23 protein-coding genes are annotated in these 26,897 nt (G+C 65.0%); 14 read left to right on the forward strand and 9 right to left on the reverse strand.

Annotated features, from left to right (window positions below; all coding sequences use genetic code 11):
* Positions 1–221 precede the first annotated feature (221 nt).
* Together GA615_RS17390 and GA615_RS17395 are read left to right on the forward strand one after the other, a co-directional pair.
* Positions 222–731 carry a hypothetical protein gene (locus tag GA615_RS17390; RefSeq protein ID WP_152052589.1) on the forward strand — a complete coding sequence of 170 codons (510 nt, stop codon included), beginning with the start codon at positions 222–224 and terminating at the stop codon, positions 729–731.
* Positions 732–881: 150 nt separating this feature from the next.
* Positions 882–1,748: a hypothetical protein gene (locus GA615_RS17395; protein WP_152052590.1), complete on the forward strand. Its 867-nt coding sequence runs from the start codon at positions 882–884 to the stop codon at positions 1,746–1,748.
* Positions 1,749–1,886: 138 nt separating this feature from the next.
* On the opposite strand, the gene GA615_RS17400 is transcribed toward GA615_RS17395, so the two are convergent.
* Positions 1,887–3,038: a cellulase family glycosylhydrolase gene (locus GA615_RS17400; RefSeq protein ID WP_152052591.1), complete on the reverse strand. Its 1,152-nt coding sequence runs from the start codon at positions 3,036–3,038 to the stop codon at positions 1,887–1,889.
* A gap of 356 nt (positions 3,039–3,394) precedes the next feature.
* Here GA615_RS17400 and GA615_RS17405 point away from each other — a divergent pair, with 356 nt between their 5' ends.
* The 4 genes from GA615_RS17405 to GA615_RS17420 all read left to right on the forward strand — a co-directional run bounded on the left by GA615_RS17405 (position 3,395) and on the right by GA615_RS17420 (position 6,710).
* Positions 3,395–3,625, forward strand: coding sequence for a hypothetical protein (locus tag GA615_RS17405; protein WP_161602401.1), 231 nt, complete (start codon positions 3,395–3,397; stop codon positions 3,623–3,625).
* A 145-nt stretch (positions 3,626–3,770) separates the two neighbouring features.
* Positions 3,771–4,838 (forward strand): DUF1559 domain-containing protein, encoded by a 1,068-nt coding sequence (locus GA615_RS17410; protein WP_152052593.1) that lies wholly within the window; start codon positions 3,771–3,773, stop codon positions 4,836–4,838.
* A gap of 398 nt (positions 4,839–5,236) precedes the next feature.
* Entirely contained in the window at positions 5,237–5,827 is a 591-nt protein-coding gene (locus tag GA615_RS17415; RefSeq protein WP_152052594.1) for a hypothetical protein, read from the forward strand.
* Positions 5,828–5,969: 142 nt separating this feature from the next.
* Positions 5,970–6,710 carry an FkbM family methyltransferase gene (locus tag GA615_RS17420; protein ID WP_152052595.1) on the forward strand — a complete coding sequence of 247 codons (741 nt, stop codon included), beginning with the start codon at positions 5,970–5,972 and terminating at the stop codon, positions 6,708–6,710.
* 68 nt (positions 6,711–6,778) lie between these two features.
* Here the strand turns inward: GA615_RS17420 and GA615_RS17425 are convergent, their stop codons facing one another.
* Complete coding sequence (locus tag GA615_RS17425; RefSeq protein WP_152052596.1) at positions 6,779–7,387, reverse strand: hypothetical protein; 609 nt, start codon at positions 7,385–7,387, stop codon at positions 6,779–6,781.
* A 427-nt stretch (positions 7,388–7,814) separates the two neighbouring features.
* Positions 7,815–8,231 carry a CsbD family protein gene (locus tag GA615_RS17430; RefSeq protein WP_152052597.1) on the reverse strand — a complete coding sequence of 139 codons (417 nt, stop codon included), beginning with the start codon at positions 8,229–8,231 and terminating at the stop codon, positions 7,815–7,817.
* A gap of 398 nt (positions 8,232–8,629) precedes the next feature.
* Between GA615_RS17430 and GA615_RS17435 the strand changes: the two genes are divergently transcribed.
* Genes GA615_RS17435 through GA615_RS17450 form a run of 4 tightly spaced genes read left to right on the forward strand, consistent with a single transcriptional unit; the run spans position 8,630 to position 10,270 of the window.
* Positions 8,630–9,088 (forward strand): hypothetical protein, encoded by a 459-nt coding sequence (locus GA615_RS17435; RefSeq protein WP_152052598.1) that lies wholly within the window; start codon positions 8,630–8,632, stop codon positions 9,086–9,088.
* Between the two features lie 36 nt (positions 9,089–9,124).
* A complete protein-coding gene (locus GA615_RS17440) occupies positions 9,125–9,619 on the forward strand; it encodes a hypothetical protein (protein ID WP_152052599.1) in 495 nt (164 codons plus the stop codon).
* Positions 9,579–9,818: a hypothetical protein gene (locus tag GA615_RS17445; protein ID WP_152052600.1), complete on the forward strand. Its 240-nt coding sequence runs from the start codon at positions 9,579–9,581 to the stop codon at positions 9,816–9,818. Before GA615_RS17440 ends, GA615_RS17445 begins: the two co-directional genes overlap by 41 nt.
* Positions 9,797–10,270, forward strand: coding sequence for a phage holin family protein (locus tag GA615_RS17450; protein WP_152052601.1), 474 nt, complete (start codon positions 9,797–9,799; stop codon positions 10,268–10,270). The genes GA615_RS17445 and GA615_RS17450 overlap by 22 nt, the downstream gene beginning before the upstream one ends.
* A gap of 94 nt (positions 10,271–10,364) precedes the next feature.
* Here GA615_RS17450 and GA615_RS17455 read toward each other — a convergent pair whose 3' ends face one another.
* The 3 genes from GA615_RS17455 to GA615_RS17465 all read right to left on the reverse strand — a co-directional run bounded on the left by GA615_RS17455 (position 10,365) and on the right by GA615_RS17465 (position 14,707).
* Entirely contained in the window at positions 10,365–11,570 is a 1,206-nt protein-coding gene (locus tag GA615_RS17455) for a hypothetical protein (RefSeq protein WP_152052602.1), read from the reverse strand.
* Positions 11,571–11,859: 289 nt separating this feature from the next.
* The gene (locus GA615_RS17460) at positions 11,860–13,593 is read right to left on the reverse strand and encodes a GspE/PulE/PilB domain-containing protein (RefSeq protein ID WP_161602402.1); all 1,734 of its coding nucleotides are present in this window, start codon (positions 13,591–13,593) and stop codon (positions 11,860–11,862) included.
* 301 nt (positions 13,594–13,894) lie between these two features.
* Entirely contained in the window at positions 13,895–14,707 is an 813-nt protein-coding gene (locus GA615_RS17465; protein WP_152052604.1) for a DUF4058 family protein, read from the reverse strand.
* 212 nt (positions 14,708–14,919) lie between these two features.
* Here GA615_RS17465 and GA615_RS17470 point away from each other — a divergent pair, with 212 nt between their 5' ends.
* From GA615_RS17470 to GA615_RS17480, 3 genes are all read left to right on the forward strand, one after another.
* Positions 14,920–16,197, forward strand: coding sequence for a Gfo/Idh/MocA family protein (locus GA615_RS17470; RefSeq protein WP_152052605.1), 1,278 nt, complete (start codon positions 14,920–14,922; stop codon positions 16,195–16,197).
* Positions 16,198–16,315: 118 nt separating this feature from the next.
* Complete coding sequence (locus GA615_RS17475; protein WP_152052606.1) at positions 16,316–18,286, forward strand: hypothetical protein; 1,971 nt, start codon at positions 16,316–16,318, stop codon at positions 18,284–18,286.
* Positions 18,287–18,346: 60 nt separating this feature from the next.
* Positions 18,347–20,026 carry an FAD-dependent oxidoreductase gene (locus tag GA615_RS17480; RefSeq protein ID WP_152052607.1) on the forward strand — a complete coding sequence of 560 codons (1,680 nt, stop codon included), beginning with the start codon at positions 18,347–18,349 and terminating at the stop codon, positions 20,024–20,026.
* Between the two features lie 57 nt (positions 20,027–20,083).
* On the opposite strand, the gene GA615_RS17485 is transcribed toward GA615_RS17480, so the two are convergent.
* Both GA615_RS17485 and GA615_RS17490 read right to left on the reverse strand, forming a co-directional pair.
* A complete protein-coding gene (locus GA615_RS17485) occupies positions 20,084–22,843 on the reverse strand; it encodes a PAS domain-containing protein (protein WP_161602403.1) in 2,760 nt (919 codons plus the stop codon).
* A gap of 339 nt (positions 22,844–23,182) precedes the next feature.
* Positions 23,183–23,689, reverse strand: coding sequence for a GNAT family N-acetyltransferase (locus GA615_RS17490; protein ID WP_152052609.1), 507 nt, complete (start codon positions 23,687–23,689; stop codon positions 23,183–23,185).
* A gap of 122 nt (positions 23,690–23,811) precedes the next feature.
* Here GA615_RS17490 and GA615_RS17495 point away from each other — a divergent pair, with 122 nt between their 5' ends.
* Positions 23,812–25,374, forward strand: coding sequence for a rhamnulokinase (locus GA615_RS17495; protein ID WP_235905524.1), 1,563 nt, complete (start codon positions 23,812–23,814; stop codon positions 25,372–25,374).
* Between the two features lie 13 nt (positions 25,375–25,387).
* Here GA615_RS17495 and GA615_RS17500 read toward each other — a convergent pair whose 3' ends face one another.
* Positions 25,388–26,827, reverse strand: coding sequence for a DUF1501 domain-containing protein (locus GA615_RS17500; protein ID WP_152052610.1), 1,440 nt, complete (start codon positions 26,825–26,827; stop codon positions 25,388–25,390).
* Positions 26,828–26,897 lie beyond the last annotated feature (70 nt).

Genomic DNA, 26,897 nt, shown 5'->3' on the forward strand with positions numbered 1-26,897 from the left:
GGGCGATCCACCGGAATCTCGCGCCGATCGGGCTGCGATGTCGAGAAATCTCGACGCGAAGGTTCAGGAATGCCGGCCGATGGGACTCTCTCCCACGTGGGCACTCCGACGCCGGAGATCAGGCGGACGGGGACCGTGCCCACGCGGCTCAATGCTCAGTCTCTGGAGGGAGACCTCGGCGTCTCCCCCCAGGAAGCCTCCCAAGCCCACGGAGATTCACCATGATGCGGCGCGTCCTTTGGGTCGTTTCCCTGGCCGGGTTCGTCCTGTTCGATGCTCCAAGCGTGTTGGCCCAGCCTGAAGACACGTTCGAGGTGATGCTGGCCAAGGGGGTCGCCGTCGACCTGGAGGAGGACAGCGATGAAATCTTCTTCAAGGTCGATGGAGAGCATCGTCGCGGCCAGCCGGACGGCGACGGGGACTACATCCGCTTCGGGAGCAGCCACCCGACGACCCGCGAGATCAATCAGACGCTCTTCACAGACAAGGCGGCGGGCTACAGCACGACGTTCGAACTCTGGGAGCAGGATCGCGAGCCCGTTGATCCGCACGAGCATCTCGGCACGTGCAAGATCACGATCAACGCCGCCGGCAGGATGGTGATCGAGCCGATCAAGGGGGTCGTGGTCAAGCCCGAGCCGGAGGACAACATGCTCGTCGTGACCTTCAACAACACGGACGGATGCATTTATCAGTTGTATTTCAGGAAAATCCGGATCGAGGCGCCGTAGCGCCGCCTCGCCGCCCTCAAGGCGTCTTCTGTCAAGGGCGGGCGGGGCAAGGTCAATGCGCCCCGCCCTGCTTCACTTCGGCCGCAAAACGCCGGATGGAGTTCTCTGCGGCACAGCTTCCAGGTCACCAAGAACAGATCGAGAAATTTGATGAGCAATCTTCTGATTCGATTCCGAGTCCTCGGCCTTGCCTCGATCCTGTGGATTTTGGGCGGTTCCGCGGCCGACGCCGGGCTGCTTACGGCGGGGGGAATCCTGACGAACGAATTCGACGGGACGAACCGGTTCCTCCGCCGCTACTCGTTCGACGGCCAGATGACCGATGAACTTCAATTGACGTTCGACGATGTCTACGGCCCCGGATTGTCGATGGCGGTCGTGGGCTCTCGCGTGTTCGTGGCCACGGGCGGGTTCGGCGGACTCAACGGCGGGCGGAACATCCTGGAGATCGACACCAATTCGGGGCTCGCGTCCTTCGCATTCGCCCACGGCGGGGCGCTGGACCCGGCCCCGAGGCTCACGGCGATCGGGTCGAACCTGCTGATCTACACGAAGCAATCCGGCACCGCCAACCTGCAGGAGTACACCGTGGGGGGATCCTTCGTCGGATTCTACGCCGTCCCGGACGTGTTCCCCTACAGGAACGCGGAGGACGTCGCGTACGCCAACGGCGAGATCTCCCTCTGGGGCAACGCCAACACGGGCGCAGACCCCATCGGGTTCTTCGAAGCGAAACAGGATCTGGAACTCGATCGTTCCTTCACCCCACCGGTCTCCGCCTCGCTCTTCGATATCGATGATATGAGCGGAGATCTCTGGATCATGAACGGTCGGCGGACCTTCCTTCGAGGTCGCGAAGGAGAAGGGTTCGACGGGCAGTTTCTCTCCACGAACAACGTCCAGGGGTTCGCCGTCCTCACGACGGTTGTCCCGGAACCGGGCACGATCACCCTGCTGCTCTCCGGGTTGCCGTTCGTCGCGGTCGTCCTCTGGCGACGGTCGGCACGGAGGGCCTGACACCCGGTTGCCCCGGCCGGGACACGAGCGTGGGGGGGCCCGATTTCCTGAGCTGGGCAATCGGGGCCGCCCGGCCCGCGCTCGCGGTCGATCGGGCCTCCGAAAGAGAAGACCGGACGGGCCGAGGGGAGCGTTCCTTCAGTCGGCCTGACTGGTGAGGCGCTGGATGTAGGAGACCTCCTCGGGGCGGTAGGGGGTGCCGTCGGGGTGGAAGATGTCGTGGAACCAGACGGGGGGCTCGGAGGCGTAGGGGGTTTGCCAGGAATCCCAGGGGTAGATGGTGTTGGAGCGGCCGGCGACGAAGCCCCAGCAGTAGGCGCCGACGTCTTGATCTTTGAAGAAGCCGAGGACGGGGTCGAAGGTGCTGCCGTTGGGGCGGGCCATGAACTCGGTGCAGAGGAGGGGGCGGCCGTAGCGGCGGAGGTTCTCGACGCACTGCCGGGCGCGGTCGAGCGGGTCGTAGGTGTGGAAGGTGATGACGTCGGACTGGTCAAGCTGAACGCGCTCGGTGGGGGAAAGGCGGTCGGGGTCGGACCACTGGCCGATCCAGACGCCGGAAGTGAGCGGCTGGCTCGGATTGGCAGAGCGGGCCCAGGTGAAGGAGCGTTCGAGCAGTTCGAGGGTGCGCTCGCGCTTGCCTTCGGGCTCGCGGTCGAGCTTGTTGCGGCCGTAGGAGTTGTCGTTGGTGTTATCGGGCTCGTTCCAGAGGTCCCAGGCGTGGACGCGGGGGTCGTCCTTGAAGCGGGAGATGACGCCGACGGTGTAGGCCTTGAGCAAGTCTTCGCGATCGGGATTCATCAGGTCGTCGGCGCCGGGGGACTGGACCCATCCGGAGTTGTGCACGCCGGGCTCGGGATCGCGCTGGGGGCCGAGCTTCGGGTGGGGGTCCCAGACGCTATCGAAGAGGACGAACATGACGCCGATGCCGTGGCGATCGGCAATCGTGAGGAACTGGTCGAGGCGGCCGAGGAAGCCGTCAGCGTCCTGTTCCCAGAGCAGGTGATGCAGATAGACGCGAATGCTGGTGAAGCCGAGATCTTCGGCCCAGGCGAGTTCGCGGTCGATGGTTTCGGGGTCGAAGGTGTCGGCCTGCCACATTTCGAGCTGGTTGATGGCGGTGCTCGGGTTGTAGTTGCAGCCGACGAGCCAGGGGAGGTCATCGTACCAGGCGTTCGCCTGCTCGGGGGTCCAGCGCTGGCGATCCTGGGCCTGAAGCTCCGTCGGGCCGACGAGCGCGAGGGTGAACGCAAGGAGGAGCAGATGCCGGAGCGGACGGAAGCGGGTGCTCATGGAACCTCCAATCGGACGCCGACCCCGTGGTCGATCGGGGGAGGAGCGTGGAGAGTCTTCGGAGATTCGATTCCTCGGCGATGGATGCGATCCGGGGTGGGGAGCCGGGAATCGGGGAATGCTCGGCCAAGGGTATCAGGAGGATGGTGGCCGATCAACGCGCGAGGGATCGCACGGGGAGGGTCAGCGGCTGGAGCGATGGAATGTCAGTGAAAATCTGTTCATAAAATTTGATCAATAATTCTTTGACAAGTTTCTTGACAGCTCCGGGGTCTGTCCTTTATAAGCGTCGAATCAGGCCGGATTGTCCCAGAATCTGGTTCTGAGCGGAGTGTTCCGGAATTCAAGAACCCTCAGTGACGAGACGAATGCGCCAGCGTGCGACGCGAGCCTTGATGGTGATTGGGGCACTTGGGATGGTGCCGTGGTGGACGGGATGCGGGGAGTCAGAGCCCGCTCGCGAATACACGGTGCCCGAGGGTGCGACGGCCGAGGAGATCAGCCCCGGCGAGCCGATCACGCCACCCACCTACCGGGAGTCGTCTGGACTTCCTGGGCCTCCGCCAGGCCCTCCTCCCGTTCAGTAACCGAACGGGACAACGCTGTTTTTTTCCTCTCCATCCTCTCCACACGTCCTGCCTGCTGTTCGGTCGCCGGGCCCGATGGAAACGCATCGGTCGGGGACTGCTGCGCCATTTGCCAGACCATTCATGGACACGCGGAGGAATTCGCATGAGAAGGAATCGTCGCGCCTTTACGCTCATTGAATTGCTGGTGGTGATTGCCATCATCGGCGTCTTGATTGCCCTGCTCTTGCCGGCGGTTCAGTCGGCCCGAGAGGCGGCTCGTCGCGCCCAGTGCACGAACAATCTGAAGCAGATTGCACTGGCAACGCACAATTATCATGATGTGAACAACACGGTGCCGTCCGGGAGTCTCTGGCCCTGCCCTGGCGCGGATGGGTGCTGGGGATGGGGGGCCGCGCCGTTGCTCGGGGTGCTTCAGTACATTGAGCAAGGCACCTTGTTTAACGCCTACAACGCCTCGCTGGGGGTGATGGGCAACACGACGGCCGCGCCGAACCTTTGGCTGGGGAATTCGACGGTCTTTAACACGTCGATTGCGTCGTTCATGTGCCCGTCGGACAGTCCGGAAGTGACCACGCCGGTGACGAACTACCTGGGGAACCTGGGTGGTCCGTTCGCGCTGGGCGGCTACAGTGGGACGATCATTCCGAGCCAGCATTCGCCGTGGGACTACCCGGCCGAGGAAACCGACCTGCTGAGCACGGCGAGGCCCGTTGGGTTCGCGGCCATGCGAGACGGGACCAGCAACACGGCCCTGTGGAGCGAGGGGATTACCGGCACGACGGGCAGTGTGACCACGGGGATGGGCCAGGGTGAGGCCCGAGGGGTTTTTACCTCGAACTTCAACAACCGGACCCGATCGGTGGCGACGGTGATCGCGCTGCTCGGGACGTGTGATGCGCTTCCTCCCGGAACGGCGTCGATTCGGAATGACCGAGGGGTGGGATGGCAGTACACGTATCCCGGATACGTCAACAACCTGTACAACCACGTGGGCCCGCCCAACAGCCGGCGATGCACCAACGCGCCGCCGAACACCTGGTCGCTCGACCTCTGGGGCACGGAACCCCCGAGCAGTTTCCATCCGGGAGGGGTGAACCTGGCAATGGCCGACGGCTCGGTTCGCTTCGTCAAGGAAACGGTGAACCTGGAGACCTGGTGGGCGCTCGGGTCAAAGGCTGGTGGCGAGGTGATCAGCGCCGATTCGCTCTGATCCGACCTTCTCGTGAAAGTTCTGATCAAAACGCTTTGACGACAAGCGTTTCTGGATGAGTGTACGGACCGAACGGTCGAGATCGCGCCAGCGCCGAGGGTCGGTGTCTGGCGCGATCTGTTTGCGCGGGTTGGACTCGGCCGACTGTGCCCGGAAGCCAAAGAGGGGAGTTCCTGAACCCCAAGGTGATGCTTCGGCGGGGTTTGGGGTGTTGAGGATCGTGCCCGGCCCTTGCCGTCGAACGGGGAGAGTCACCATACTCTAACGATCTGAAGGTGGAAGGTGTTGGGATCGGGGGCACTCTGTTCGACCCGCCACCCTGGTTCCAGGCGAACGTCATCCCAGGGAATTGGGGCTGGGTCGGCCCGGCGTGTTTGCGAAGATCGAGGAGCCCCAAGATGCGTCACGTGTGGAAGACCGTTTTCCGAGGGGTGTTCGGGGCGGTCCTGATGATGATGGCCGGTTGCAATGGGGGAGGGTCGGACGGATCGCCGACGGCGTCGGGAGCGGGGGGGAGTCCGCCGCCGCCGCCGCTGGTGGACCAGAACGCCCCGCCGGCGCCGCCGGTGGCCGGGGCTCCGGGAGAGGCTCCGGTGCAATTGCGCAGGACGATCGGGCAGACGACCGACGACGTCCGCGACTTCAACGCCGAGATGCAGAGCGGGCAAAACGTTCAGGTCTCGACCGGCAAGATTACGGCAAAAGATCCGATCACGCTGCAAGGCAACGCCTATGTTTCGATCATCGGACAGGCGGCCGTGTTGCAGATTCAGCACGCGGTGAACCTGTACAACGCCCTGAACGACCGCTATCCGGCCGATTTCGAGGAGTTCAAGCGCGAGATTCTCGACGCCAACGGCATCCGGTTGCCGCAGCTCCCGGCCTATCAGGAGTATGCGTACAAGGCCGACACGCACGAACTGGTGGTCCTGGAATATCCCGACCGGATGGAGGCGCTCCGCGAACAGGTGCGGGGGGGAACTCCGTGAGGGAGGCGAGGCGGGGATTCGATCGTCTCGGAGCCGAACGATCGAGCGGTTTCTTCGTCAGACACACTCCCGAGCCCAGCATACGTTGCCGATTGCGGCGATTTCACGCCTCCGCCGACGGGGGCATTCTTGAGGGTCATCCATGTCCGTGAAATCGAAAGTGGTCGAAGGAGTCCTGAAGCAGTTCCGGCGGCAGGGGCTTCAGATCACGCGGCTTCCGTTCCCGAACGATCATCCGCTGAATTTGCTGACCTTGCTCGCGGATCGGATTCCGCATACCGGGGCGGACTTTTCGCTGGTCCAGATCGGGGCCAACGACGGCGTCTCGAATGATCCGGTGCATGACCTGATCATTGAGCGCGGGTGGTCGGCCTTGCTGGTCGAGCCGTTGACGGATGCGTTTGATCGCCTGAAAAAGACATACGAGAACGTCGATCATGTTCAGTGCGTCAACTGCGCGATCGGTCATACCGACGGCACGATGACCCTCTGGCGGGTGGCCGAGGCTCCGGGCAGTCCGGCAAGCCGTTGCACGTCGTTTTCGAGAGCGGTGCTGGCCAAGCAGTATCGGAGCATTCCGAACCTGGAGAGCCGGATTCAGCCGATCGAGGTGCCGTCGTTCACGTTGCAGACGTTGCTGGAGCGTTGCAAGGTCGGCCGGATCGACCTGTTGCAGATTGATACCGAGGGGTTTGACTTCGAGGTGATCAAGATGATGTTCTCGACCCCGATCCGGCCGGGAATCATCAACTTTGAGAATAATCACCTGTCGTACGACGACAAGGTGGCCTGCGCCCGGATGCTTCGCGAGCAAGGATACCGCTATCTTTCCTTTGGCCGCGACACGACGGCGTTTCGCACCGAGGGGTCGGTACCGGCCTGAGAGGGGCCGAGGGATTGGCCAGGAAGGGGGATGGTGAGGGAATGCCCCCTTCCTGGGTTCGGTTCGGATCAGCGGGTCCTGGAGAAGCGGGCCATGTAGCCGGCGACGTTCTCGGGAGTGCCGCCAGCGGGGACGCTGGTGACGTCGATCCGGGTGACCTTCCAGGTCTTGGGATCGACCTCGCGGAAGCCGATCGAGAAGCCGATGCCGGGCAACGGGGTGGCGTTGTAGTCGGTGCCGAGGCTGGAGGAGCGTTCCTCCCACTGGGCCTGGGCGAGGAAATCGGCCTTGCCCATGCGGGTGGCGCGGCCGGCCTGGACCTCAAGCTGGGCGATCCGGACGAACTCGAACTCAACGTTGGCGAGCGTGCCCCGCAGGAGGGCCTTGGTGAGCATGCCGACCTGCTTCTCAAACTCGGGGGCGAGGTGCGACTCGAAGCGGTCGAAGTCGCTCGCCTTGACGGCGTCGGCCATGTCGTAGATGGCCAGCTCGATCCGCTCGCGATCGGTCACCCAGAGCTGCTCGATCAGCAGCACCATCCCCGCCAGCCCGAGCGCCGCCGCGGCATAGGCCAGATGCTTGCCTTGCTGCGAGAACCGGACGCGAATCAGGAAGCCGACGGCCAGCAGGGCGAACAGACCGGCCAGGGGCCAGGGATCTTCAGAGAGCCAGGTCATCGGTCGACTCCTCTGTCGGGACGATGCGGTTGCGGTCGAGTCCCGGAACGGCCGAGGCAACACAGCGAGCCTCGTCACCCGCCGAAGAAACGGGGGGTTCGGGATTGAGAGGTGGCCGGAAGGGATCGCCTCCCGACACTTGTACGATAGGCGCCGAGGGGTGCCAAGACCAGACCCGAGGGCTCGGGAATGTGCCGATCGGACGGTTGGTTTTTCCGCTTGGGCCTTGCGGGGCGAGAGGGTGCCGGCGAACGGTGCGAGGGCGCTCGGCGTGCTCCTGGTGGTCACCCATCGACCAGAGCCCTCGGAGCAGGCGCGCGAAACCGGCGCGGTGCCGGGGGGAGAGCCAGGCATCGCGCCGGAGTGTTCACGTCGAATTGCTTCAGCACGCAATCAATCGGTCGATCGATTGGGCGGTTGGCGAGGCTCAGCGCTGACGGATCAGCAGGCCGAGGGTGACGCCGACGAGCACACCGATGCCGAAGGCGGTGCCGACGGACTGCATGGGGTTGCTGCGGACGAGTTCTTCGGCCTCGCCGTACTGGTCGTAGAACGAGGCTCGGGCGTTTTCGTAGCCGCTGCGGAGGTGCTCACTCGCGTAGTGAGAGGCGTGCTGGAAGCGTTCGGCGGCGGCGGCGAGCCCGGCGGCACCCTGGTTGATGAGGGCGTCGAGGTGCTTCTCGATGGCTTCGCGCGACTCGCCGGTCTTGCGCTGGATGTTGCCGATCAGTTGATCGACGTTCCCCTCGGCGAATTCGAGATCCTGGTCACTGAGCTGACCCCACTTCTGCTTGAGCTGTCCTTTGATCTCGTTCCAGTGGCCCTGAAGTGTCTGGGCATTCATGGTCGTGTCTCCTTCACGTTCACGGTGCGACGGGTTGGCAGGCGCTTGATGACGTTACCCGATCGGATCGGGGACCGGGGCGATTCGCAGGTGTCGAGGGCCCGGATTCACTCGGCCTCGAATCGGATCGTCCCGGCGGCAGACCCGATCGGGCACGGCCGCCGGGCTTACCAGAAAGAACGATGTAGCAACTGGAATGCCGAACCCGGGCGCTGCGATGATTGCGGAGTCGGCATCCGACTTGCAAGAGCAGTCGTTGTGTCTTGCTTCGACCCGGAAAGCGTTGAGGGTCGGAGATGGTAACCGGCTGTCGTCTACGCGCTGAACGCCGCAAGGTGCGTTGTGGAACGACGAGACGACACGCTTTGAATCGACCACAGGGAGAGAGGACGACGATCATGGCGACCCGCAAGAAAGGCTCGTCGAGCAATGGACGCAATGTCCAGCAACGAGCCCGAAACGAGAAGGAACAACTGGCCGAGCGGCTCTCGGAGCGGTCTGCCGAACTGGCCGAGCAGGCCGAGTCTCTCGCCCAGCATGCACAGGAGATGGCCATGCACGCCGATCAACGCTTCCGCCGTGTGGTCAACCGCCGACCGATGACCTCTGTCTGGACGAGCTTCGGCCTGGGCGTGGGTTTGGGCCTGGCCCTGGTCGCGTTGGTGCCGGCCCGATCGCGGCAAGGTGGGGCCGGTGGCTGGTCGCTGGATGACCTGTCTGGTTCGCTGAGCGACCTGAGCCGGCGCGCCGAGATGATGGGCCGATCGGCGGCGCACCAGGCGTCGGACTATGCCCACGACCTGGGGCACTCGGTCTCGCAACGGGCTCGGCGGGCGGCCGATTCGCTGGGCTTTTAATCGTCGGACCGACCGAGACAGAGAGGAAGGCCGACCGTGGCATCACCCAACCCCCCACGACCCGATCAGGCTGAGGTCGAGGAACTGCGTCGCGAGATGGCGCGGATTCGTCGTGAAATTCACGCCGACGTCAACGTCGCGGCCGAGCACCTGGAAGCGACCTTGAACTGGCGAGGCTACGTGCGGAGCGCCCCCTGGCCGGCGGCCGGAGCGGCCTTCGGCGTCGGGTTTCTCGCCGCCTGGTTGCTGGTTCCTCGCCGCCGAATCAAGGTGATTGAGCGCGAGCGAGCGACCTCGGCGCGTCGAGCCCCCCGCTACGAAGAGCCCGAGCAGGAGAAGGGTCCGAGCAAGGGGGTGGTTTCCATGGCTCTGGGCTTCCTGGCTCCGATTGCCTTGCGGGCGGCTCAGAATTACGCGATCCAATTCGTCGAAGATCGGCTACTGGCCCCGTCTGCCGGAATGGGCCCGACGCCGGAGGAGGAAGCTCGCCGTGTTCAACCGGATCACCCAACACCTGGGCGTCCCTTCTGACGCCCCGACCTCCGAACAGGCCCGAGAGGCCGCCGCGGAACTGTCGGCCCGAGCCCAGGAGGGCTACAGCCAGGCCCGCGAAGGCCTGGAATCGTTTCTGGCCACGACCCGAGAACAGATCGTCCGCCACCCGGCCCGATCGCTGGCCGCGGCCATGGCCATGGGAGTCTTGATCGGATGGTTCATCAAAAGACGTTGACTTTTTTTGGCGTTGAGGTCCCCGACAGCCTGCAAGGGAGCCTGACCGAGCTGGGGCACGACATGCTCACCCTGGCCGACCTTCAGGTCCGGCTGGCGAAGACCGATCTCCACGCCACGGTCCAGGAGGCCCGAGGACCGGCCATCGGTCTCATCGTCGGGCTGGTCGTGCTGGTCGCCTGCGTGCCGATCGGCCTGGTCGGCCTGGCCGAGCTGATCGTCTGGGCCGAGTGGCTGCCCCGCTTCGGCGCCTATCTGGCCGTCGCCGGAGGGGCCGCCTTGCTGGCCGGTCTGCTCGCCTGGCTCTGCCTCCGATCGCTCTCCCGAAGCGGCAGCGCCTTCGAGCGATCGAAGCACGAGCTGCGACGCAACGCCAACTGGATCGTCAAGGTCATCAGCGAAGGCGGCAGCTTCCGCCTCCGCCAGCCACAATATTGGAGCCGGTTCCGCTGATCCCTCGGTCCCGGCCCGAACGATGGATCGATTGATTCAACCGTCCGCGCGTCCGTCGGGTCCGGACGCGCGGACCCGTCGCGACTCTCGAAAATCAGCGCCCTCCGAGCGAAAAATCGTTGAAGCGTGCGACGATGAACTGCTGACGAAAGCGTTCTTGTGTGATGGCGTTTTTGATTCCATTGTTAATGTAAGCGTAAATCGCTCTTTTGATGAGGTCGTTGCGGCGGATGCGTTCTTTTTTGCGGAGCCAGGCCTGAAAAATCGCGAGTCGTCGAAGCCGTTCGCGTTCCGCGTGTTCGATGGCCTTCTGCCGTGCCTGGGCGAGGCCTGGGAAGGTGTTGGTCTGCCAGCGCCCTTGAGCACTCCAGATGCGGAACTCGATCTGATCGAGGTCTGCAACCTCGCCGGGCGGAAGGGGGATGTGGAGGGTAAAGTCCTCCTCGGCCTGCACGGTGGGCAAGATTTGTGTGAGGACCAATGGTTGGTTTTCGACCATCTCCTGCACGGCCGCGAGCCGGATTCCCTGGAACGCCGCCTCGAAGTCGAGGTTCTTCACGCCCATCATCCGAAGGATGACCGAACTGGCCACATTGGTCCAGATCCACTCGCCCGTCAGGGGTTTGCGATGCAAGATGATCTGAACCACGGGCGTTCCGAGGGGCTGATCTCCACCCGAACCGACAAGCTTCAACACAAACTCGTCATAATCGACATCGACGGTTGGTGGGGAATTCAGGGAATCGGCGAGCGCCCTCCGGCTGGCATCGGCCAGAATTTGCTCCAGGATGGCGTCGTGTTCTGCCTTGGCTTCCAGAGCCCGAACAATCCAATCGCCTTGCATCTCCCAGGCGGTGATGATGGGACTGCCGTCGGCCACTAACCCATTGACGATCTCCACGGCCGCGGTCGGATCCCAGGGAAGGTCACCAATCAGCATGAAAAGATAAGCGGGATCGATGGGGTTTCGTCCGATCATTTCCACAATGCCCGCCGCCTGACGGGTGGCGAGTTCGGCCACGTCCTGCCTGGTGACCTTCATTCGATCCTGGGCCGCGAGGAGCGCTTCGATTCGTGATCGGAGTGGCTGCTCAGCATCTCGGGCGATGTAAGGGAGACGTCCATAGAGCATGTCTCGCTTCACCTCTTCGCCGCCCACGACCGCGTTGACTCCGAAGGCTTCGAAGAACCGTTGCTCCGACTCGGAGAGCCAGGCCTCTTCAGCGGCAATCGTTCCTCCTGGAATCAGGAGGAGACACATCAGCGCGATGAGACGTTGACGGATCGTGTGAGGTTCCATCGAGCTTCTCCCTCGGCATTCCGGTGGCCACCGTGCGAAGTGGCCACGGTGCCGAGAGCAAGGCCCCGGGCGTTCCGAAGGGGAAAGGAGCACCAGGGGGCATGCCCTGCAGTGGTGATTCCGTTTCCAGCCTCGCACGGTTCGTTTCAGCGTTTTTTTGGCCGTCTAATGGCAGATACACGCGAGGCGCACGCGGCTCGGAGGCGAGGGAGGGCTCGAGGCCCGGTTCGATCGTCTTCTCAGAAGCCGTTTTCGGAGCGGACGGCCCCGTGAAGGGAGCCAGCCGGGCTTATGAAGATTCGCCGAGCGAACGGGAGGGAGAGGAGGCTGAAGAATCAAGGTGGACGTGGGTCGCGCCGTGGCCGCCGAGGGGGGAGCGGAGCTCGATGACACGATCGGCGCGGCTCTGCGTCAGGAAGGCGGTGAGATCGACGCCGAGGTCGCGGAGGGAGGCGAGGTGGTCGCGGCGGTGGGCGTCGTCGAGGGCGAGGGCGGCGCGGGTCTGGTCGGCGTCGAGGCGGGCGGCCTCGCGGAGCGCGGCGCGGCGGGCGTCTTCGGCCTTCAGCGCGGCATCAAGGCGCTGGGCGTCGAGTTCAAGCTCGTGGGAGACCTCGGCGGCCTGCTCGGTGCGGCGCTTGCCGGCGCGGGCGAGCTGGCTGTCGAGCTTGAAGTTTTCGAGGTCCTGGGCCTGTTGCTCGGTGGCACGGTCGAGCTGGAGGCGGGTGCGGGCCTCGATGGCCTGGTCGTGCATCTGCTGGAGGCGTTCGGCGGCGCCGTAGCCTCGGTAGACGACCTTGTTGATCCGATAGCCGCACTGCGCGGCTCGGCCGGTGAGCTGGCGGTAGGTGTCGAGCTCGTTGAGGCGTTCGGTGTTGCGCTTGAAGGACTCGAAGTCGTGGCGGCCGGTGAAGTCGACGACATCGCTGGAGGCGGCGTTGACGAAGTCGCCGATCGGGTCGTGGGTGGCGTCGAGCATCCGGTCGATGTCGATCAATTCGAAGAAGATCATCAGGCGAATGCGCAAGACGGCGTCGTCGGAGGTCCGGACGTCGGAGACGTCGTGGTACATCTGGTCGGGCATCAACCAGAGTTTCTGGAAGACGAGGCCGTTGGGGATCTTAACGACCCCCTCGGAGCCCCCTTTCGAGGCGTGCCAGGAGAAGGTGTGCAGCCACTCGCCGGGGCGGGGCATGAACAGGGCCGGGCCGTACTCGATCCGGCGCTGGACGTTGGCGGTCCCTTCCTTCTGGCTGTAGACGACGACGGCTTCCTTGGCGGCAATTTGCAGGGCCTCGCGGACCTCGACCGACTCGTGCGATCGGGGGTCGAACCAGACCTCGGCAGGGCCGGGCAGGTGTTCCTGGCGGCCGTCTCGGAAGCGAACGATCAGGTAATCGCCGGGGTGGGCGACGTGGTGGACCATGGCCCGGAACTGGTTCCGGCCCCGCCAGACCCGCTTCGGGCCGACGACGACGTCCATCGTGCCGTTCGACCGTCGCATCAAGACGCGCTGGCCTTCTTCAACCACGAAGGTGAACATGCCGGTCGAGCCTCCAGAAGCGTCACTTTGGGCCGTAATGCCGGATGGGGAACGGTCGCCGTACTGGTGCCTCGCCAGTGCGGACGGCCTGGGAGGGTGGGTTTGGATCAGGGATGGGCGAAGCTCGTCGTCGCTCGGGAATTCCTGAAGCATGGAATCAACGAAGTCTTCGTCGTCGCTCGCGGCGGCCGGGGCGGCGGCAACGGCGAAGGATTTCCGAGACCTCGCGCGGTCCGATTGGTAGAGGAGCGCCTGGTGTTGGGAGAGGATTTTTCGGTTGATTTGTTCGAGCCGGACCGATCGGGCGAGGATGGACGAGAGGCGATCGGCCTTGGCGATGTTCTCCGGGTCGAGGGCACCGAGGACGATGGTTTCTCCCTCGAGGACGAGCGGGACCACCTCGTGCCGGAAGGCGACCTCCGAGGGGACGATCATGGTCAGGGTTTCGGGGTCGTCCAGGACGGCGGAGGAGACGGTGTGCATCGTCGCGGGGTCACGCTTCCGAACGGACGTGGCCCTTCGGGACGGTGCCGGGGGAGCTGGCCCCTGCCCTCGTGAGGGCGAGTCGTTGAGGGAGCCTCGAGTGGCGAGGTACTCATAGTGCATCACGCGGTCCCCCGGCTTGATGCCCTTCCGCGGATCAGGCAAGAAGGCGACTGTGGCCCTGTTCCCGCCGATTGTTTTTGACTTCAAACGATCCTAGGTCAAACCTCAGCGCAGGCTACGCTCAAAAGGCTCAGCGCGTCTTGAACCAGACACATCATCGGGTCTTGAGGTTCGCGGTTCAAGCCTCCGGTTGGGGAGCCTCGGCGGGGTTGGCTCGTATCAAGGCATCGGCCCATGCCTGATCGTCGTCTGAGAGGGGAGGGACGCACGGGCGATCGTAGGCAATGCGTTCGCGGTACGATCCGGCGTTGTAGGTATGGTCGAGGACCGGCTGGAGCGGAACGCGGAGGTCGGGATCGCCCTTGGCGAGGGGAACGGAGATGGTCGGCAAGGGGCGGCGGAGCGATCGGGGGTACAGCTCGAACTCGTCTCGGGGGCGTTTGGCCCGGTTGACGCAGATGAGGTAATCGTAAGGGCCCCGGGGCTGGGCGAGACCTTTGGGGACCGCGACCGTGTGCCGGCCGGTGCGGAGCAGGTCGATTTCGATCAGGTGCGTATCGCTTCGCAGAACCTCGCGCTGCTTGCGTTGATATGCCTTTCGGCCTGCTCCTCCTCGCTTGTTCGAGGGACTGAGCAGTTCGATCACCGTCACGATCTTCTGTCCGGCGGTTCGATCAAGAATTGTCAGATACGATTCAGAAATCTCGATGGGATCGGCTCGAACAATGACCGGGGCGTCGTCCTCGGCCACCGCGACAGATCCTTGAGTCACCCTTGGAGCGGATGTGCTGGTGCGCCGAACGAAGGCATCGGGGACGATGACACGGTCTCCTCCTTCGATAAAGACGCGCGTTTCGGTCGCTGCGAGGTATCGAGGACCGAGAGCGGGTTGGATCTGGTCTCGGAGATAAACGATGAACTCGTTGTGAATGCCCGGCCAGAGGCCCGGGTGTTCCAGATACGGGTCCATGCCGGGGAAGATCATGGCCATGATGGGAGGCTCGTCGATCGGGTGATCGGTCGCGCGGCGATTCGGAACTCATTGTAACGGCCGAGGGAGGCCGGGTCATCTCTACCGGTGGTGTGCAACGGATGTTAAGCTGACGACAGCGACTCCCCGAACGATCCCGGTTCGAAACACCGGAGGTCGAGGTGGGGAATCGACCGAGCTTCACACTTCGATCGGCCCGAGGGAGCCCCCCGATGCGTAACGGCAGCAAGTCCAACCGCCGAATCTTCCTGATGAACTCGGCCGCCGCCGCAGGAGCGGCGTCGACGGTCAGCCTGACGAACGTGGCCCACGCCGCGGGTAGCGATACGATCCGGGTCGGCGTCGTCGGCTGCGGCGGCCGAGGCACCGGGGCCGCCGAGCAGACCTTGACGGCCGACGAAGGCTGCCGGCTGGTCGCCATGGCCGAGCTGTTCGACGATCGTCTGGAATCAAGCCTGCAGACATTGAAGACCTCTCGCGTGGGTGACCGCGTGGACGTGACCGACGACTCGAAGTTCGTCGGCTTCGATGCCTACAAGCAGGTGATCGATTCGTCGGATGTCGTGCTGCTGACCACCACGCCGCACTTCCGGCCGATCCACGCGGCTTACGCCGTCGAGAAGAACAAGCACGTCTTCGTCGAGAAGCCGATGGCCGTCGACGGCCCGGGGCTACGGATGTACCTGCAGGCCGTGCGAGATGCCGCCGAAAAGGGCCTGTCGATGGTCCACGGCTTCTGCTGGCGCTATCACTACCCCCGACGCGCCACCATGGAGCAGGTCTTCAACGGCGCGATCGGCGACATCCGGTCGATCGAAACCACCTACAACAGCCAGGGGGTCTGGGACCCGCGCAAGACCCGCGAGGAATGCGGCAGCGACATGGAGTACCAGCAGCGCAACTGGTACTACTACACCTGGCTCTCGGGCGATCACATTGTCGAACAGGCCGTGCACGGCATCGACACCATGAACTGGGCCATGCGCAACGTGCAGCCCGAGCGCGTTTGGGCGGTCGGCGGCCGGCAGGTTCGGACCGCTGAACGGTATGGGAATATCTACGACCACTTCTCGGTCGTCTACGAATACCCCGAGAACGTCCGCGGCTACCACCACTGCCGGCACTGGCCGAATACGGCGAACCAGGTGAAGGACTACATCCTCGGCTCGACCGGCACCTGCGACGTTTTCGGCAACCGGATCGAAGGCGAGACCCGCTGGCGATACCGGGGTGAAAGCAACAACATGTACCAGACCGAGCACGACGAGATGTACGAGGCCCTTCGTGCCGGTCGGCCGATCAACAACGGCGAGGAAGCCGCCACCTCGACCTTGCTGGCGATCATGGGCCGCATGGCCGCCTACACGGGCCGGGTCATCACCCCGGACGAGGCCTTGAACAGCAAGGAACGCCTCGGCCCCGAGTCGTACGAGTGGGGCGACGCGCCGAACTACCCGATCCCGATTCCCGGGGTGACCGACATCGCCTGATCGCCGAGTGTGGCCATCGTCCGGGAGCGGAGGGATCCGCTTCCGGACGCATCGAAGGATGCGAGCGCTGACCGAGCGCGATTCGAAACGGTTCTCAAAGGATTGCGATGAGGCGATCGTGAGCACACATCTCGCTCGCCGGGCCGGCCGAGTGACGGAGCAACTGCGCCGGGCCGTGACGCGGAGGCCCCTGCTGCTGGTTCCCCTGGTGCTGGGAACGATGCTGGCGGGGATGCTGGGACCGGACCTGTTTCTGGTCATTCCGTGGCCGATCCGGCACGCGGCGGGCATGCTCGTGTTTGTCGGGGTGGTGGGTTTGGGAGTCGCCCGGTTGCTGACGGTCAGGCCGGGAGATCGTTGGATCTCGGCGCGGGTTGAGGACCACTCGGCCGGTTGGGTGGAGCGGCTCTTGCCCTGGGCGCTGGCGGCAGCGACGGCGACCCTGGCCTGGCCCTTGCTCGCTCGGGAGGGATTGGGATACGGCGATTGGGACTTTTATCTGCAAACGTATGAGGCGGTTCGCAAGACCGTTCTCGAACATGGTCAGTTTCCCTGGTGGAACCCCTGGAACCGGGGAGGGTTTCCGCTGGCGGCCGACCCGCAGTGTAGCCTCGTGCCGCTGGCAACCCCCTTGGTGTTGCTGCTCGGGACCGGGGCGGGGTTGAGGCTGGCGGCGGTCATTTGCCTGATGATCGCGGTGGAAGGGGCGAGGCGATTGGCCCGGCTCTGGATCGGTGATCCGTGGGGCGCGTGTGCCGCGGGGCTGGTGTTCGGCTTGCACGGCGGGATGATCGTGTACACGGTTGCCGGTCTCTACATTCCGATGACCTTTTGCGCGATGCCCTGGATGATCCTCCACACCTGCCGACTGGCCGAGCGACCGGCCGAGGGGCTGGCGCTGGGGGGCTGGTCGGCGTTCAACGTGCTGAGCGGGATCTCGTATCCGACGATCTATGCGTTCTTGATTGTCGGGGCGTTTGCCGTGCGAGGGCTTCGGGTGGAACCCGGGGTGCGTCGGGTGCGGTTCCTCCGGCATGGAGTGATGGCCGTCGGCCTGATGCTCTTGCTGGCCGGTTGGCGGCTCGGGCCAATGGTCGCGGTGCTGGGAGATTTCCCCAGGACCGGCGGCATGATGATCGACCTTCGCCTGCTGGCGTACCTGGAGGAGATGCTCCAGCGGCCGTCGATCGAGGCCCTGCGCACGGTGTCGTTCCCGATCTTCTGGGAGTCGAACTGCTTTATCGGCCTCATCGGCGTGGGATTGCTTGTCACAAGCCTGGTCGGCAACTGGCGATGGTGGCACTGGCTGGCCCTGATCGCCTTTGCCCTGGGCCTGGGATCGCATCGAATCATTCAGCCGAGTTACTGGCTGGCCGACTGGCCCATTTTCAAAACAATGCATGTGGTGACACGTTGGCGGATTGCCGCGATGCTCGGCGTGGGCCTGGCGGTGGCTGATGGCGTGGCCCGGTTGCGCGCCGATCCCCGAAGGTGGCCGGGGTTGGCGGTCGCGGCGCTCGTTGTGGTGATGGGGGCCGATCTGATTGCCTACGGTCATCGAGTCTTACCCGTCGGCCTGGGTCCGATTCCGGAAGAATCTCGGTTCCCCGGTCCTCCGATCATGCAGCCGATCAATCTGGAACAGAATCCGGCCTTTCCAAACACGCTGCGGGGGTATGGAACCATCCGGGGGATTCAGCCCATCATGGGATATGACACCAACGGATCGACTGCTCGCAGGTGGCCGGGACACCCTGACTATGAAGGAGAGTTCACATCGGCAGGAGTGCCGATCGAGCCGGAGTATTGGAGCCCGAACCGATTGGAATTTCGGGTCGAGCCCCATCAGGAAATCGAGATCAATCAGAATCCCGGGTCGTGGTGGTGGGTCAACGGACGTCAGGCGTTTCCCGATTGGCGGTGTGCCGAGTGGGAACGCCCGTTTGTGGTCCGCGCCGATGACCAGGGAAGGCTTGACCTTCAAATCGTTCCGGTCGGTCTGAAGCGAGGACTGATGATGCAAGGCGTCGGTGCCGTGCTGCTGGTTGCGGCGTGGGGCATTCGGCGACGTTCGAATCAAGGATCATGAGACGGTCAACCCGGGCGTTTGAACGGCAAACGTTCGGAGACCGAATGAAGGATTGCCCAGATGAGTACTTCAAGTCGGACGATCGTGATTGTCGGTGGCGTGGCCGGTGGTGCTTCGGCGGCGGCCAGGGCCAGGCGGATCGACGAGCATGCTCAGATCATCCTGTTCGAAAAGGATGAACACGTTTCGTTTGCCAACTGCGGGTTGCCCTACTACATCGGTGGCGAGATTGTCGAGCGGAAGAAGCTGCTGGTCGCTCCCCGAGAGATGCTCGCCGCGCGGTTCAATCTCGACGTGAGAACCCGGCAAGAGGTTCTTCGCATCGACCGCGAGGCGAAGACGGTCACGGTACGCGACTTGACCTCAGGACGCGAGTATCAGCAATCGTATGATGCGCTGATCCTTGCTCCCGGCGCGGCTCCGCTGGTGCCGCCGATCGACGGGGCGACCGCGCCGGGGGTGTTCACCCTGCGGAACCTGGAAGACACCGACCGGATCAAGGCGGCGGTCGATGCCTCGGGAGAGAAGCGGGCCGTGGTGGTGGGGGCCGGGTACATCGGCCTGGAGATGGTCGAGCAACTGGTGCATCGCGGGTTTCAGGTCGCCCTGGCGGAGCTGCAACCGCAAATCTTGCCCTTGTTCGATCCGGAGATGGTGCAACCGATCGAGCAGGACCTGCGCAATCGAGGGGTCGCGCTGCACCTGGGAGACGGGATCGAGGCCATTCTCACCGGCCCGGACGGCAAGGCCCGAGGCATCCGGCTCAAGAGCGGTACGGAGCTGGAAGCCGGGGTGGTGATCCTCGGTATCGGTGTCCGTCCGCTGCTGGATCTGGCTCGGGGAGCGGGGATCGAGGTCGGCCCTGGTGGGGGGATTGGCACGGATGAGTTTATGCGAACGAATGATCCGTCCATCTATGCGGTTGGCGATGCCGCCGAGTACCGCTATGGGCCGACCGGCTCGCCGATGCGGATTGCCCTGGCCGGCCCGGCGAATCGTTCGGGACGGATCGCGGGAGAACATGCCGCGTCGGGCAAGAGCCGGCCGATGGACGCGGTCTTCGGCACGGCGATTGTTCGCGTCTTCGATCGAGTCGCCGCGATGACCGGCCTGACGATGACACTCGCCCGACGGCTGAACCGATCGGCCCGGAGCGTGGTTGTCGTGGCGAACAATCATGCCGGGTATTATCCCGGAGCCGAGCCGATCACCTTGAAACTGGTGTATGATCCGGAGACGGGCCGGGTCCTCGGAGCGCAGGGGATGGGCGGCGAGGGGGTGGACAAGCGGATCGACGTGATCGCCACGGCCATGCACTTCGGCGGCACGGTGGCCGATCTGGCGGGGCTCGACCTGGCCTATGCCCCTCCCTTCGGCGCGGCCAAGGACCCGGTGCACATGGCCGCCTTTGCCGCCTGCAATCAGATGGACGGCCTGACCGACTTCATCGAGCCCGACGCCGATCTGTCCGACGTGCCTCAATTTGTCGATGTCCGAACGACTCAGGAAGTGGCGGAAGCCCCTTTCCCGGGGGTCGATGGCATCATCAACATTCCGCTCGATGAGCTGCGCCATCGGGTCGGAGAGCTGGACCCTTCGGTCGAGACGGTCGTCTCGTGCCGAACGGGAGTGCGGTCGCACGTGGCCTTGCGGATGCTCCGGCAGCTGGGCTTCGAGCAGGTCAAGGCGGTCTCGGGAGGGGTGATGATCCGGCGTCGCGCCTGGCGCGATCAGGGCTGACGGCCCAACATAACATCCCGCGAGATCGCCTGGCCAGGCGGTCTCGCGGGAGAAGGCTCAGGCCCTGGCCTTCGACGGTCGGGGGCCGGGAGCGAGTTTTCCGAGACGTTCACAGAGGGTGCCGAAATCGAGGGGCTTGGTCAGGTGATCGTCGAAGCCGGATTGGAGGGCGCGGTCTCGGTCGTCGGCACGAGCGTAGCCGGTCATGGCGATCAGGAGGGCCGAGGAGGTGGTCGGGTCGGCTCGCAGGGCCCTGGCCAGGCCGTAGCCGTCGATCGAGCCGGGCAGGCCGATGTCGGAGAGAATCACCTCGGGCCGTTCTCGGCGAGCGATCTCCAGGGCCTGCTCGGCATCGTTGGCCACCGAGACGTGATGCCCCTGGTTGCCGAGCAGCCGGCTGAGCAAGTGAGCCATGTCTCGCCGGTCATCGACCACCAGCAGACGGAGCCCCGGAGGCAAGGAGGTCGAGGAAGGATTGGGAGTGGTGGCCGCCATTGCTGAAGACTCCTCGGGTCCAGGGTCCGCCGCGTGCCGGAGCGGCAAGACAAGCCGAAACGTGCTGCCTTGCCCTTCGCCGGCGCTGGCGGCCTCGACCCGACCGCCTTGCAATTCCATCAGGTTTTTGACCAGGGCGAGCCCCAGCCCGAGTCCCCCCTGGCTCTGTTTCCGACTGGTGTCGGCCTGCCAGTAGGCGAGAAAGAGGGTGGGAAGCACGTCTGGCGCGATGCCGATGCCGGTATCCGCCACCTCGACGAACGCCGAGGTGTCGTCGCTGCCGACCCGCACCGTCACCGAGCCGCCGGGCTCGGTAAACTTCGAGGCGTTGTGCAGCAGGTTGCTGACGCACTGGGCCAGCCGGGTCGGATCGGCCTCGATCGGCAGGGGTGTTTCGGGCAGATCGACCCGAAGCTCCAGGCGTTGCTCGCGGAACGGCCCCTCGACGGTGTCGAGGGTTTGCGAAACCAGCTCGACGAGGTTCAGCGGCTCGGGACGCACGAGGACCTTCCCGTGGCTGATCCGAGAGATGTCGAGCAAGTCTTCGATCAGGCGAGCCATGTGGCGGGCCTGCCGCTCGATGATCGCCGAGAGATTCCGGTTGGGGTTGGTCAGGTCGGTGTTCAACGCCTGAGCCGCGGCGAGAATCGGGCAGAGTGGGTTTCGAAGCTCGTGGGCAAGTACGGCAAGGAACTCGGTCTTCATCCGATCGGCCTCGCGCAGCGCCTGCTCGGATCGTCGACGATCGGAGATGTCGATGGTCGAGCCGACAACCCGGGCCAGTCGCCCTTGATCGTCTCGAAGGCAGACGCCCTTGTCCCAGACGTCAAGATAATGGCCGTCTCGGTGTTGGACGCGATACTCAAGGCTGTAGTGCCGACGCCGAGGATCGGCCTTGAGCTGCTCCAGGTCGGCGAGAACCTGGGGGCGGTCGTCGGGATGGATTCGATTGCGCCACCAGAGGTTCGTCGGTTCGGCCTCGCCGGGAGCGATTCCGAGCAAGGTGAGCAGGCCCGACGAGCGTTGGACGTGACCGGTCTCGACCCGCCAGTCGTAAATCAGGCCGTCAACCGCTTCGGAGGAAAGCTGATACAGTTCCTCGATCTCTTGCAGTTCGAGCAGGCGAGCCTGGGCTTCGGTCACGTCTCGGACGATCAGGCCCAGCCCCTGAGCGACGGGAGCGGCTCGCACTTCGAGCCAGCGATCAGACCGAGCCGAGGCGACCTCGAACCGCACCGACTGGCGATCGTCCTGGGCCCGGCGGAGCGCGGCCTCGGCCGGGGCGTCGGCCAGCTCGGGAATAAGGGTGACGAGCGGCTGGCCGCGCAGTGTTTCGCAAGGCTGCCCCAGCAGGGCCTCGGCCGGAGCATTGATCGACACGCACCGGCCGTTTTGATCGACGATCAGGCACAGATCACCCAGCCTGTCGATCAGCTCCGCCAGATTTGAAGGCTCATTGGTCGCTTGGGTCGGGGTGGAGGTGGTCTTCGAAACTTCCTGGGGCCGATCGGTCGAGGCCCCCTGGTCCGATTCCACGGCTTCGAGAACCCCGAAGACCCGGTCCGGATCGCCCATCGACCGGGTCAGGGCCGTCAAGACGCGGTCGCGGACGAGCAGGGATGAGCCATCGGAACGGAGCAGGCGGTAGACGAGGGTCTCGGGGGGGCCCGAGGCTCGTCTGGCGTAGCCGTCGGCCACTCGGGAGCGGTCGTCGGGGTGGGCCAGATCGAGCCAGGAGCGGGCCTGGCCGGTCAGCTCGGCGACCGACCGGCCGAGCAATCGCTCGCTCGAAGGACTGACCGAGGTCAGCCGACGTTCCTTGACCGACGCGATCCAGAAGATCGCGAAATCCTCGGCGCGAGCGTCGTCGTCTGTCGGGGTGGCGGCGGCGGAGCGCCAGGGCTCGGGTGTGGGAGGCTCGGTCGGATCGGGGTCGAGCATGGCCAGACCGTTCCAGGCGATCGGGCGTCCGTCTTCGTTCAAAACCGGCTCGGCGCGGGCGATGACGGGGCGGATGTGGCCGTCGCGTCCCGGGCCGACCCGAAAGCGCGCTGAAAAGGGTGTTTCCGAAGCGATCGCCGCCTGCCAGTGCGACTGAATCCGAGGCGCGTCGTCGGGATGAAGGCCGTCGATCCACCCGAGGCCCAGAGCTTCGGCCGGGGGCTGCCCGGTCCAGTCGTGCCACCGTCCCCCGACGGTTTCCACCAGGCCATTGGGTCCGGTGGTCCAGGAGAGGCCGGGGAGCTGGCTTGAGGGATCGTTCCGTTCAGGACCGAGTGTCCAGGCCGACGGCCGGGACTGTTGCTCCAGTGGGAGTGTCATGGTCACGTCGCCAATCGTTTCGTGCAACTCGACAACCGCACGACAGGCCGTCGCGGGCCATCACCAGAGCAGGATGAACTGGTTGGTCGTTCTCGAAGGCTCGGAACGGAACGACACACCAAACAGGGGCCGTGTGGTGACAGGCCCAACATTCAAGAATCAACAAGGCGACGGGAAGCGTGTGTTCAAAGGGGCCATCCTCATCCAGGAGGCAGTTACCTTGATCGTAAAGAACTTCGCCCTCGCCTCGCAAGAGAAACGCGTGTGCAGTCAACAGGAATTCGTAAACGCGGGCCTGATCGCGTCAGGGCATGCGACTGCGTTTTCCGGCGTCATCGCTCAAGGGGAGACGGGCATCCCCCCGACGGCCCGGACCATGTCCAGGTGCACGATGCCATCGAACAGGTACGGCGCGGTGACCGGACGGAAACCGAACCCTTCGTAAAATCGTTGCAGATAGCTTTGAGCGTGAATGCGGATCGCTCGATCCGGCGCGAGCTGCCGACAGCGTTCGATGGCCTCGGCCATCAAGAGGCGACCGACCCCCCTGCCCCGGCTTGATCGCTCGACCACGATCCGGCCGATCGAAGCTTCGGTGTCGGCGTCGGCGTTGGCTCCCGGTCGGCGCTCGAAGACCCGAGCCGAGGCAATGAGCCGACGCCCCGTCGGGCCGAGTTGCCAGCCCAGCAGGTGCCAGGCGATCGGGTCGAGCCCATCGGCATCGACATAGGGGCAGGCCTGTTCCAGGACGAACACACGTTGGCGAAGGGCCATGACCTCGTACAGATCCTCGATCGAAAGCTCTGCAAAGGGGCACCATCGCCAGGTGATGGCCTCGGCAGTCATGAGAGGGTGCTCCGGGAGAGGGAATGCAAGGGGGGGCCGAGAGTGTGGCGTGTCGTTGCTCCGGCCCGCTGCTGCCCGTAAGATGGCCACCGTGCGAGGCAAAGGACAAGAGATCGGACCCGATGCCGGTCGATTCCCGCGCGACGACCTTCTTTTTCGACCGACGGGGAGCCCCCGACCCGATGGCGACCACCAGCTATTATCTGGCCCTCGACCTCGGCGCCGAGAGCGGCCGAGGATTGCTCGGACGCTTCGATGGCCGACACCTGACGCTTGAGGAGATCCACCGCTTCCCGAATGGCCCGGTCCGGATGCTCAATACCCTGCACTGGGACCTCCCCCGGCTGTTCGACGAGATCAAGGTCGCCCTGCGCAAGGCGGCCTCCGGCGGAGCAAAGCCCGAGGGGATCGGGCTCGATACCTGGGGCGTTGACTTCGGACTGATTGGCCGAGGCGACACGATTCTCGGCAACCCGGTTCACTACCGAGACTCCCGGACGGAGGGGATGATCGACCTGGCCTGCTCGATGATCCCGCGGGAACGGATTTACGAGATCACCGGCTTGCAGTTTCTGCCGTTCAACACGGCCTTTCAACTGCTGGCGATGAAGCAAGCCGGCTCTCCCCTGCTCGACGCGGCCGAAACGATGCTGATGATGCCCGACCTGCTCGGCTGGCTCCTGACCGGCCGCCGCGCGGGAGAGCTGACCGACGCCTCGACCACGCAGTTGCTCGACGCCAACGCCGGGGCCTGGTCGGACGAACTGTGCAATGCACTCGGCCTCCCTCGGCAAATTCTTCCTGAACTGATCGCGCCGGGGAGCGTGCTGGGAACCGTTCGCCGCGACGTGGCCGATGAGACCGGCCTGGACCCGAACACCTCGGTCATCGTTCCCGCGACGCACGACACGGGAAGCGCCGTCGTGGCCGTGCCTGCCGCCGGCAAAGGGCCCGGATCGCCCCCGGACTGGTGCTACCTCAGCTCGGGAACGTGGTCGCTGATGGGGGTTGAGGTCGCCCGGCCGATCATCACCGCGGAGACCTATCGGTACAACTTCACCAACGAGGGCGGGGTCGATGGAACCTCTCGCCTCTTGAAGAACATCATGGGCCTCTGGCTCGTGCAGGAGTGCCGACGGACCTGGGCGCGATCGGGTCGGGAATATTCGTATGAAGACCTGATTCCGCAAGCCGAGGCGGCCCCGGCGTTCCGGTCGCTGGTGAACCCCGATCACCCGTCGTTCCTGCCTCCCGGCGACATGCCGGCGCGGATCGCCGCCTTCTGCCGAGACACCGGCCAGCCGGTCCCTGAGGATGAAGGGGCATTCGTCCGCTGTGCGCTGGAGAGCCTGGCGTTGACCTATCGCTGGGTCGTCGAGCGCCTGGAGGAGATCACCGGCACGCCGATCAAGACGATTCACATTGTCGGCGGCGGTGCCCGCAACGCCCTGCTCAACCAGTTCACGGCCGACGCCACCGGCCGCCCCGTGCTGGCCGGGCCGGTCGAGGCCACGGCGATTGGCAACCTGCTCATGCAGGCCCGCGCCCGAGGGCGGATCGGCTCGCTGGCCGACCTGCGCGAGGTGGTCGCCGGGTCGTTCCCCGTGACCACTTACGAACCAAGTGACTCGGCCGCCTGGACCGACGCCATCGGCCGCTTCGGCGAGCTGCTGGCCCGGTCCTGAGCCGAGGCGGCCTTCACGCAAACAGAGTGCGAACGGGTCGGCCGGTGGCGAGCGGGTGGGGTCGGTCGGTCGTGTCGTGGAGTTCGAGGCTCGGGTCGAAGCCGAATCGCCAGTAGATGGTGGCGGCCAGGTCGGCCGGGGTGACGGGATCGGAGGCGGGATAGGCCCCCATGCGGTCGCTCGAACCCAGGACGAAGCCCCCCTTGACCCCGCCTCCGGCCAGGACGGCGCTATAGCAGTCGGGCCAGTGGTCGCGACCGGCGTCGTTGTTGATTCGGGGGGTGCGGCCGAACTCGCCGAGGGCGACGACGAGGGTCGAGTCGAGCAAGCCTCGGGCGTCGAGATCCTCGATCAAAGCGGCCAGCGACTGATCGGCCACGGGCACGAGGTGGTCGCGGTGCTGGTCGAAGACCTTGAAGTGGGCGTCCCAGTTCTGGCCTTGCTGACGGAAGTCGTACACGTTGACGAAGGGCACCCCGGCCTCGACCAGGCGACGCGCCATCAAAAGGTTTTGCCCGCGCATCTCTCGGGCGATGCCCAGCTCGGCCCCGTTGCCGCCCCCACCGCCCGCACCGACGCTCGCCGGGGGATGGTCGTAGCCGTAGCGGTCGCGGAGTTTCGGGTCCTCCCGGTCGATCTCCAGCGCCTTGCGGACCTGCTCGGAGGCGAGCAAGCGATAGGCGCGTTCGTACGAATCGGCCATGGCGCGCGGCTCGCCGCGGAGGGTCGCCCCTTCCATCGCGTCGAGCAAGGCCCGGCGACGCCCCCGACGCGCCGGAGGAAGATCGGCCGGGGTCCTGAGCAATGCGGCCTGGTACGACCGATCGGCCATGTCGACGAGGACCTGGAACGGGTCATACGCCGAGCCGAGGAACCCGCCCCCCTGGCACGGCACATCCACCACGTTGTGAAAGGCAAACGGCAAGGCGGCATGAGGAACGGCCAGGTTCTCGCCGCGTCGCAGGTAGCTCAAGGCGCCGCCGAAGCTGGGGTAGAACTGCGGCTCGGGGGAAAAGAGTTCCTGGTCTCCTTGCGGAGCGGGTCGGCCGGTGAGGGTCTCCATCGAGGCCGAATCGTGCAGGCGGTTGCCGTGGGTCATGCTCCGAATCAGGGCGACCTTGTGCATGACCGTCGCCATCTTCGGTTGAAGCTCGGAGACGAACACGCCGGGGGCCGAGGTGGCGATCGGCCGGAATTCGCCCCGGACTTCGAGCGGGGCCTCGGGCTTCGGGTCGAAGGTTTCGAAGTGGCTTGGGCCGCCGTAGTAGAAGACCAGGATGCAGGCCCGGATCGGCGGCGGATCGCCCGGCGCGGTCGATCGACCGCCCGACGCCTGAGCCGCCCGCATCAGGCCAAGCAATCCCAGACCTCCCAGCCCCCCCGTGCGCAACAAGGCCCGCCGCGAAATTCGAGGGCCGGGGCACCGGCTTCGGGGCTCCGATCGTGTGGTCATCGGCGCTGCTCGTCTTGATCCGATTGAGGCGGGGCGAAGGCGTCGATCACGCTTCTCACTTCGGTCACGG

Origin of the sequence: Tautonia marina (genome assembly GCF_009177065.1) — a bacterium.
Classification (GTDB): Bacteria; Planctomycetota; Planctomycetia; order Isosphaerales; family Isosphaeraceae; genus Tautonia; species Tautonia marina.